General features: G+C 71.1%; 12 protein-coding genes and 1 tRNA gene. 1 reads left to right on the forward strand and 12 read right to left on the reverse strand.

Annotation, left to right across the window (positions count from 1 at the left end):
- Positions 1-422: 422 nt before the first annotated feature.
- The 3 genes from VFV89_RS11980 to VFV89_RS11990 are packed head-to-tail and all read right to left on the reverse strand — an operon-like array spanning position 423 to position 1,896.
- Entirely contained in the window at positions 423-839 is a 417-nt protein-coding gene (locus VFV89_RS11980; protein ID WP_329706171.1) for an arsenate reductase ArsC, read from the reverse strand.
- Positions 836-1,537 (reverse strand): aquaporin, encoded by a 702-nt coding sequence (locus VFV89_RS11985; protein ID WP_414690374.1) that lies wholly within the window; start codon positions 1,535-1,537, stop codon positions 836-838. Before VFV89_RS11985 ends, VFV89_RS11980 begins: the two co-directional genes overlap by 4 nt.
- A complete protein-coding gene (locus tag VFV89_RS11990) occupies positions 1,537-1,896 on the reverse strand; it encodes a metalloregulator ArsR/SmtB family transcription factor (RefSeq protein WP_329706173.1) in 360 nt (119 codons plus the stop codon). The genes VFV89_RS11985 and VFV89_RS11990 overlap by 1 nt, the downstream gene beginning before the upstream one ends.
- Positions 1,897-1,974: 78 nt before the next feature.
- Here VFV89_RS11990 and VFV89_RS11995 point away from each other — a divergent pair, with 78 nt between their 5' ends.
- Positions 1,975-2,439: an ArsI/CadI family heavy metal resistance metalloenzyme gene (locus VFV89_RS11995; protein WP_329706174.1), complete on the forward strand. Its 465-nt coding sequence runs from the start codon at positions 1,975-1,977 to the stop codon at positions 2,437-2,439.
- Positions 2,440-2,498: 59 nt separating this feature from the next.
- Here VFV89_RS11995 and VFV89_RS12000 read toward each other — a convergent pair.
- The 9 genes from VFV89_RS12000 to eno all read right to left on the reverse strand — a co-directional run.
- A tRNA-Leu gene (locus tag VFV89_RS12000) sits at positions 2,499-2,575 on the reverse strand.
- A 4-nt stretch (positions 2,576-2,579) separates the two neighbouring features.
- Positions 2,580-3,407: a uracil-DNA glycosylase gene (locus VFV89_RS12005; RefSeq protein ID WP_329706182.1), complete on the reverse strand. Its 828-nt coding sequence runs from the start codon at positions 3,405-3,407 to the stop codon at positions 2,580-2,582.
- A gap of 31 nt (positions 3,408-3,438) precedes the next feature.
- Positions 3,439-3,714, reverse strand: a complete 276-nt coding sequence (locus tag VFV89_RS12010) for a hypothetical protein (protein ID WP_329706175.1) — start codon at positions 3,712-3,714, stop codon at positions 3,439-3,441.
- Positions 3,711-3,911, reverse strand: coding sequence for a DUF3618 domain-containing protein (locus tag VFV89_RS12015; RefSeq protein ID WP_329706176.1), 201 nt, complete (start codon positions 3,909-3,911; stop codon positions 3,711-3,713). The genes VFV89_RS12010 and VFV89_RS12015 overlap by 4 nt, the downstream gene beginning before the upstream one ends.
- On the reverse strand, positions 3,908-4,306 hold the full coding sequence (locus VFV89_RS12020; protein ID WP_329706177.1) for a phage holin family protein: 399 nt from the start codon (positions 4,304-4,306) through the stop codon (positions 3,908-3,910). The genes VFV89_RS12015 and VFV89_RS12020 overlap by 4 nt, the downstream gene beginning before the upstream one ends.
- 39 nt (positions 4,307-4,345) lie before the next feature.
- A complete protein-coding gene (locus VFV89_RS12025) occupies positions 4,346-5,254 on the reverse strand; it encodes a Ppx/GppA phosphatase family protein (RefSeq protein WP_329706178.1) in 909 nt (302 codons plus the stop codon).
- A complete protein-coding gene (locus VFV89_RS12030; RefSeq protein ID WP_329706179.1) occupies positions 5,247-5,747 on the reverse strand; it encodes a DUF501 domain-containing protein in 501 nt (166 codons plus the stop codon). The genes VFV89_RS12025 and VFV89_RS12030 overlap by 8 nt, the downstream gene beginning before the upstream one ends.
- Positions 5,744-6,358, reverse strand: coding sequence for a septum formation initiator family protein (locus tag VFV89_RS12035; protein ID WP_329706180.1), 615 nt, complete (start codon positions 6,356-6,358; stop codon positions 5,744-5,746). The genes VFV89_RS12030 and VFV89_RS12035 overlap by 4 nt, the downstream gene beginning before the upstream one ends.
- A 3-nt stretch (positions 6,359-6,361) precedes the next feature.
- On the reverse strand, positions 6,362-7,513 hold a 1,152-nt coding region (gene eno / locus VFV89_RS12040; protein ID WP_329706181.1), incomplete at its 5' end, for a phosphopyruvate hydratase.

Consider the following 7,513-nt stretch of genomic DNA (forward strand, 5'->3'; position numbering starts at 1 on the left):
CCCGAGCGGCAGGTCCGTGGCGTGCTCGAGCAGCCGCTGGTTGGGCTGCCCCGACCAGACGTGGTCGTGGGTGGCATAGCGCTCGTCCCAGTAGGCCTGGGTGAACGCCTCGGTCTCGTCCTGCTCTTCCATGGCTCCCCCGGATCCAATGGTGAACGACGGGCAGCGGGGCCGGAACCCCCCAGTCCCGACCCCGCCCTTCTACGGCAGTCGGCTCGACCGGTGCTCTCCGACACGCCGAAGGGCTCGATGTAGGTCTCGTCGGTCACGTGGACCGTCCACCCGTCGCGGGTGCGAGGCCGGAAAGTCGCGGCAGGGTGGCGCGCCGCTGGGCGAGCCTGTCGACACCTGCGCAGGCTGGGCACCCGGTGGCCGTCGGCGCCCTCGGCCCACCCGGGCGGTTCACTTCGAACACGGCGCGGCTAGCGGGCCAGGCTGTCGATCAGGTCTGCGACCTTGGCCTTGATCTGGTCTCGGATGGGGCGCACGGCGTCAATGGACTGGCCGGCAGGGTCGTCCAGGACCCAGTCCTCGTAGCGCTTACCCGCGTAGAAAGGACACTCGTCGCCGCAGCCCATGGTGACGACCACGTCGGCACTGCAGACGGCGGCGTCGTTCAGAAGCTTGGGGGTCTCGCTGGTGATGTCGATTCCTTCTTCGGCCATCGCGGCGACGGCAACGGGGTTGACCTGGTCGGCGGGCTGCGACCCCGCGGAGAGGACGTCGATCCGGTCGCCCGCCAGATGCTGCAGATACCCGGCCGCCATCTGAGAGCGGCCCGCGTTGTGGACACACACGAACAGCACCGTCGGTCTGGCGTCATCCGGCTCGTGGGTCATGGCGCTTCCTCGGAGATCGTCTGACTGGTGGAAGGCAACTGGAGCAGCAGCACCGCTCCCGCACCGAGCGCGCCGCCCAGAAGCTGCATGAGCACGAACGGCGGAACCGAGGACGGTGCGATCCCGGCGAATGTGTCGGACAGGCTGCGCGCCACGGTCACTGCCGGGTTGGCGAAACTGGTGGAACTGGTGAACCAGTACGCCGCGGCGATGTAGCCGCCAACCGCAAGGGCGACGGTCTCGATGCGCGGGGAACCCAGCGCTCCGAACACGATGAGCACGAGGCCGAGAGTGGCCACGACCTCACCGAGCAGGTGGCCGCCGGTGATGCGGTCGTGGCTGGATATCGAGACCCCGTGAAGGTCGAACATGAGGTTGGCAACGACCGCGCCGACGATCCCTCCAGCGACCTGGGCGACGACCAACACAGCGGCCGGGCCTGTGCCGAGCCGACCGAACGCGCACTCGACCAGGGTGACGACCGGGTTGAACGACGCCGAGACCGGCTGCAGCGCGAGGATGAGGGCGACCAGGATGGCCCCAGTGGCCAGGCTGTTCTCGAGCAGTTGAAGCCCGGTGTCGTGGGGAGAGAGCCGTCTTGCGGCGATGCCGGACCCGATCACAGCCGCGACCAGGAACGCGGTCCCGAGGAACTCCGCTGCGGCGCGTCGGACCAGCCTCGGCGCTGGGCGCGGCATCAGACGGTGACCCCGCCCAACAGCGTTGCCAGATCGCGCAAGGCGTTGTCGTTGATGCGGTAGTAGACCCACACGCCGCGCTTCTCGCGTTCCAGCAGGCCCGCCTCGTGCAGCAGCTTGAGGTGGTGGCTGATCGTGGGCTGGGACAGTTCGAAAGCGTCGTTGAGGTCGCACACGCACGCCTCGCCATCGACGTGGGAAGCCACCAACGACAGCAGGCGAAGCCGTACCGGATCGGCGATCGCCTTCACCAACGGCGCGATCCGCTCCGCCGCCTGTGCCGAGAGGGCCTCCCGAGTCACCGGGGAGCAACAGGCGACAGCCTCGACGGGGGTGAGCTCCAACAGCGACTTCGACATGCGTCAATATTGACACTTGTCAATGTCCGTGGCAATGTCATGGACATAGAAGTTCATCTATGTCCATCGGAGGTCACCATGTCTCGCATCCAGCTCGCCCTCAACGTCGATGACCTCGACGCCTCGATTGCGTTCTACTCCAGGCTCTTCGCCACCGAGCCGGCCAAGGTCCGGACCGGATACGCGAACTTCGCCGTCACAGACCCCCCGCTCAAGCTCGTCCTGATCGAGAACCCCGGCCACGGTGGCTCGGTCAATCACCTCGGCGTCGAAGTGGCCGACACAGACACCGTCGACGCTGAGCAGACGCGGCTTGCTGAAGCCGGATTCGCGTCGGTCGATGAGCGTGGCACCACCTGCTGCTACGCCAAGCAGGACAAGTTCTGGGTCACCGGCACCCCCAACGGCGAGTCCTGGGAGATCTACACAGTCCTCGCGGACAGCCCCACGCCGAACGGCGAGGCCGAGGGCCAGGAGTGCTGCACGCACCTGTTGGTCGAGCCCTCCCCAGCCCAGGAGGCAGCCTCCTCGGCCTGTTGCTGAACAGCCTCCGTGCTGCGGGCCTCGTCCCGGCTCCGTGGTTGAGGCAGGTCGTCCTCCTGTGGTGCCCCCGGTGGGGCTCGAACCCACACTGGGCCGCTTTTAAGGCGGCTTCCTCTGCCGGTTGGGATACGGGGGCGCAGTCAGCGTAGAGCCGCGGCTCGACCGAGCACCGCGTCGAGCATCGGCTCGGTGAGCTTGCCGGTGAAGGTGTTCTGCTGGCTCGGGTGGTAGCAGCCGAGCAGGGTCACCTGCCGGCCCGCACCAGTGAGCACGGCTTCGGCGCCGTGGCCGAACCGTGGCTTGGGCACCGGGACCTGCCACCCCATGCCCCGGAAGGTGCGCAGCGTGGCGGCCCACCCGATCGAGCCCAGCGCCACGACCACGCGGACGTGCTCGACGAGCAGCCCGAGCTCCGCCTCGATCCATGGCGCACAGGTGTCGCGCTCGGCGGTGGTCGGCTTGTTCTTCGGCGGCGCGCACCGGACCGTCGCGACCATCCGGGTGTCGATGAGCTCGAGCCCGTCGGTGGCGTCGACGCTCGTGGGCTGGGTGGCGAGCCCCACCCGGTGCAGCGAGGCGAACAGCCAGTCGCCGGAACGGTCTCCGGTGAACACCCGGCCGGTGCGGTTCCCGCCGTGGGCAGCGGGCGCGAGGCCGACGATCAGTACGCCGGGCGTGGTCGACCCCCAGCCCGGGATGGGCCGGCCCCAGTAGGGCTGGCCCGCGAACGACGCGCGCTTGGCCACGGCGACGTCCTCGCGCCACCGGACCAGCCGCGGGCAGGCCCGGCACACCGAGATCTCCGCGTCGAGCACGGCCAGCGTGGCGCCGGCGGCGAGCCGGCGTACTTGCGCGGCCGTGCGGGCGACCGGGGTCTCGGGCGTGGCCGGGTCGCCGGGCCAGCCGGTGCCGGGTGGAACCGGCGACGGGAACGGCTGCCCGGTCGCCGGGTGTGGCAGCTCGGTCAGGTCGCCAGACTAGACAGTGCTGGTGACAGGGCTACGGCGTCGCCTGCATCCCCACCTGGCCGTCGCTGCCGCGGACCTTGTCAGCGGCGGTCGACGCGACCGAGCTCACCTTGTCCTTGGCGAGCTCGGCGGCGGCCGCGGCCTGGTGGGTGGCGGCGTCCTGGGCCTTGTGGGCGACGTCCTGCACCTTCGGGTTCTGGCTCAACCTGCGCGCGCCGGACTTGATCTGCTCGTAGCGCTCACGTCCCGCGCGAGTGCCCAGCACGTAGCCGACCGCGGCGGCGGCCAGCAACGGAAGCTTCTTCATGACCTTCTCCTTCTCACGACGGTGACGGCGACGAAGACGACCAGGGCGATGCCCGCGGCGATCGCGGCCTGCTTGGCGGTGGTCCTCGCGCGGACCTGTACCTGCTCGGTCAGCTCGTTGACGGTGGTGGCCAGCTCCTCGCGCTGGCGCGCGATGTCGGCCTCGATCTCGGCAGGGGTGGCCTTGTGCGAGGTCATCGGTGGTGTCCCTTCACGGCCTCGACGTCCTCCTTCATCCCGGCGATCGCCCGCTCCGGCGCCGGGGGCGTGGCCTGCCCGACCTGCTTCTTGCCGAGGAGGGCCGCGATCCCCGCGGCGACGAACAGCACGACGGTGACGATGAGCGCGCTGAGCCAGAGCGGCAGGGCCAGGTCGAGAGCGATCACCACGGTGGTGAACAGCCCGGCCAGGCCGTAGAGCGCCAGCAGCCCGGCGCCGCCGAACATGCCGATGCCGGTGCCGGCGTGCTTGCCCTTCTCCGCCAGCTCCGCCTGGGCCAGCCGGAGCTCGGAGCGCACCAGCTCGGGGATCTGCTCCGACAGCCGGTGCACGACGGCACCGATCGGCTCGTCGGTCTGATGCTGGGTGCTCATGCCTGCGCGGTGCCCGCCGGACCTGATACCTAAACGACCTCAGGAGACCAGCGACCAGGCAATCCCGTCGAGGATGTCGGACTCGGAGGCGACCATGGTCGCCACGTGGGCGCGGGCCAGCACCCGGACGAGGATCAGCGCGCCGGCGCCGATGACGTCCGCGCGCCCCGGGTTCATGTAGGGCAGGGCCCGCCGCTCGTCGACCGTCATCGCGACCAGCCGCTCGACGTACGCCGCCACGTCGGGGGTCGCGAGCCGGGCCTGGTCGATCGCCGCGCGGTCGTAGCCCGGCAGGTCCAGCACCCCGGCCGCGATCGTGAGGTTGGAGCCGGCCACGCCCACGACGGTGCGCGCGTCACCGATCGGCACCGGTGCCGCGTCGAGGTGGGCTTCGATGTCGGCGACACAGGCGGCCACCTCGGAGCCGGTCGGCGGGTCGCGGTGCAGGTGACGCTCGTGCAGCCGCACCGAGCCGATGTCCATCGAGTGCGCCGCCTCGACGGTCCGGTCGCCGGAGCCGAGGACGAGCTCGGTCGAGCCGCCGCCGATGTCGATCACCAGCACCGGCTCCGGGGCCGGTCCGGTCAGGTTGCGGACGGCGCCGTCGAAGGCGAGCGCGGCCTCCTCGGCTCCGGTCAGGATGTCCGGTGAGACGCCGAGGCGCTCCTCGACGCCGCGCACGAACACCTCGCCGTTGGCGGCGTCGCGGACCGCCGAGGTGGCGCACAGCCGGACCCTGGTCGCGCCGTGCTCGCGGATCGTGGCGGCGTAGTCGTCCAGCGCGCCGAAAGTGCGAGCCAGCGCCGCGTCGGACAGCCGGCCGGTGGCGTCGACGCCCTGGCCGAGCCGGACGATTCGCGACTCGCGCACCTCGACGTCCGGCATGGCCCCGACCAGCAGCCGGATGGTGTTGGTGCCGCAGTCGATGGCGGCGACGGGCTCACTCAAGCGCCGCTCCGGTGGAGACGCAGGGTCCGCCCGCCCACCAGTCGCCGAGCTCGTCGAGCACCTCGTCGCCCAGCGGGTTGACGCCGCGGCCCTGGGCCAGCGCCTGGGCGGCGAGCACGTGCAGGCACTTGACCCGGTCCGGCATTCCGCCCGCCGACACTCCTTCTATCTCCGGGACGCTGCCGAGCTCTGCACGCGCGGCCAGGTAGCGCTCGTGCGCCCCGGTGTAGGCCGCGGCCAGGTCGGGGTCGGTCCTGAGCCGGGCCTCCATCTGCCTCATCAGCCCCGAGCCCTCGAGGGAGCCGATCCGGGAGGCCGCCCTGGGGCAGGTCAGGTAGAAGGTCGTGGGGAACGGCGTGCCGTCCGGCAGCCGTGGCTCGGTGGCCACGACGTCGGGCAGGCCGCACGGGCAGCGGTGGGCCACCGCGTGCACGCCGCGTGGGGGCCGCCCGAGCTGCCGGCCGACCGCCTCGAGCTCCTCCGGTGAGGTCACGGAGCCTCGGGGGTCTCCCCCGCCGAGTCCTCGCCGCCGGTGCCCTTCCTGGTGCCGTCGATCTGGGTGGCCGGGGGCCTGCCGGTCGGCTTGGGCGGGTTGCCGGCAAGCTCGACCGAGGCCCAGCCGTCGCTCCACCACGGCGTCGGCGTGGTCGAGATGACGGTGGCCGGGTCCTGGAGCTCCGAGGCAGGCTCGAGCGGCTTGCCGTCCTCGCCGAGCACGATGTAGCTCTTCTCACCCGGCATCACATAGCCCAGCCGCTCCCGCGCCTGGGCCCGGACGTAGGCCGGGTCGTCCCAGCGGGCCTTCTCCGCCTCGAGCGTGTCGATGTCGGCCTGGTGCTGGGCGATGGCGGTCTTGAGGTCGTTGATGTGGGCTCGCTGCTGGAGATAGGCCCGCAGCGAGGACGCGTAGGAGACGGTCAGCACCGCGAGGACGAGCACCAGCACCGCGGCCCGTCCGGTGAGCCGCGAGCGCGGCCGCTGGGAGTCGGGCCGGGTCTGCTCGACGGAGGGGACGACGGCAGGACGCGCACCCCGGGGCGCGCCCGGACGCCGACCCGGGCCGGTGCGCCCGCCCGGGCGGCGGCTGCGGTCAGAGGAAGACATGTCCTACCGATTGAACCGCGGGAAGGCGCCCTTTCCGGCGTACCGCGCCGAGTCACCCAGCTCGTCCTCGATCCGGAGCAGCTGGTTGAACTTGGCCACCCGGTCGGACCGGGCCGGTGCGCCGGTCTTGATCTGGCCGCAGTTCACGGCCACGGACAGGTCGGCGATCGTGGTGTCCTCGGTCTCGCCGGAGCGGTGGCTCATCATGTTGCGGAACCCCGCCCGGTGCGCCAGCTCGACCGCGTCGAGGGTCTCGGTGAGGGAGCCGATCTGGTTGACCTTCACCAGCATGGCGTTGGCCTGGCCGCCGTCGATGCCGCGCTGGAGCCGCTCGACGTTGGTGACGAACAGGTCGTCGCCGACGATCTGGATCCGGCCGCCGAGCCCGTCGGTCAGCGCCTTCCAGCCGTCCCAGTCGTCCTCGTCGAGCGGGTCCTCGATCGAGACGATCGGGTAGGCGTCGACGAGCTCGGCGTAGTAGGCCGTCATCTCGGCGCTGGAGCGCTGGACGCCCTCGAAGGTGTAGACGCCGCCCTCGCAGAACTCGCTGGCGGCCACGTCCATCGCCAGCGCGAGGTCGGTGCCGAGGCTCTGGCCCGACGTCTCGACCGCCTCGGCGATCAGGTCGAGGGCCGCGCGGTTGGAGTCGAGGTTGGGGGCGAAGCCGCCCTCGTCACCGAGCCCGGTCGAGAGCCCCTTGGCCTTCAGCACGGACTTGAGCGCGTGGTAGACCTCCGCGCCCGAGCGCAGCGCCTCCTTGAACGTCGGCGCGCCGATCGGCGCGATCATGAACTCCTGGACGTCGACATTGGAGTCCGCGTGGGCTCCGCCGTTGAGGATGTTCATCATCGGCACCGGCAGCAGGTGGGCGTTGGGGCCGCCGACATAGCGGAACAGCGGCAGCCCGGCGGACTCGGCCGCCGCCTTGGCCACCGCCAGTGAGACGCCCAGGATCGCGTTCGCCCCGAGCTGGGCCTTGTTGGGCGTCCCGTCCACGTCGAGCATGGTCTGGTCGAGGGTCCGCTGGTCGTCGGCGTCGAGCCCCTCGACCGCGGGGCCGAGGGTCTGGATGACCGCGTCGACCGCCTTCTGGACGCCCTTGCCGAGGTAGCGGTCGCCGCCGTCGCGCAGCTCCACCGCCTCGAAGGCACCGGT

The organism is Nocardioides sp. (assembly GCF_036274455.1).
Taxonomy (GTDB): Bacteria; Actinomycetota; Actinomycetes; order Propionibacteriales; family Nocardioidaceae; genus Nocardioides.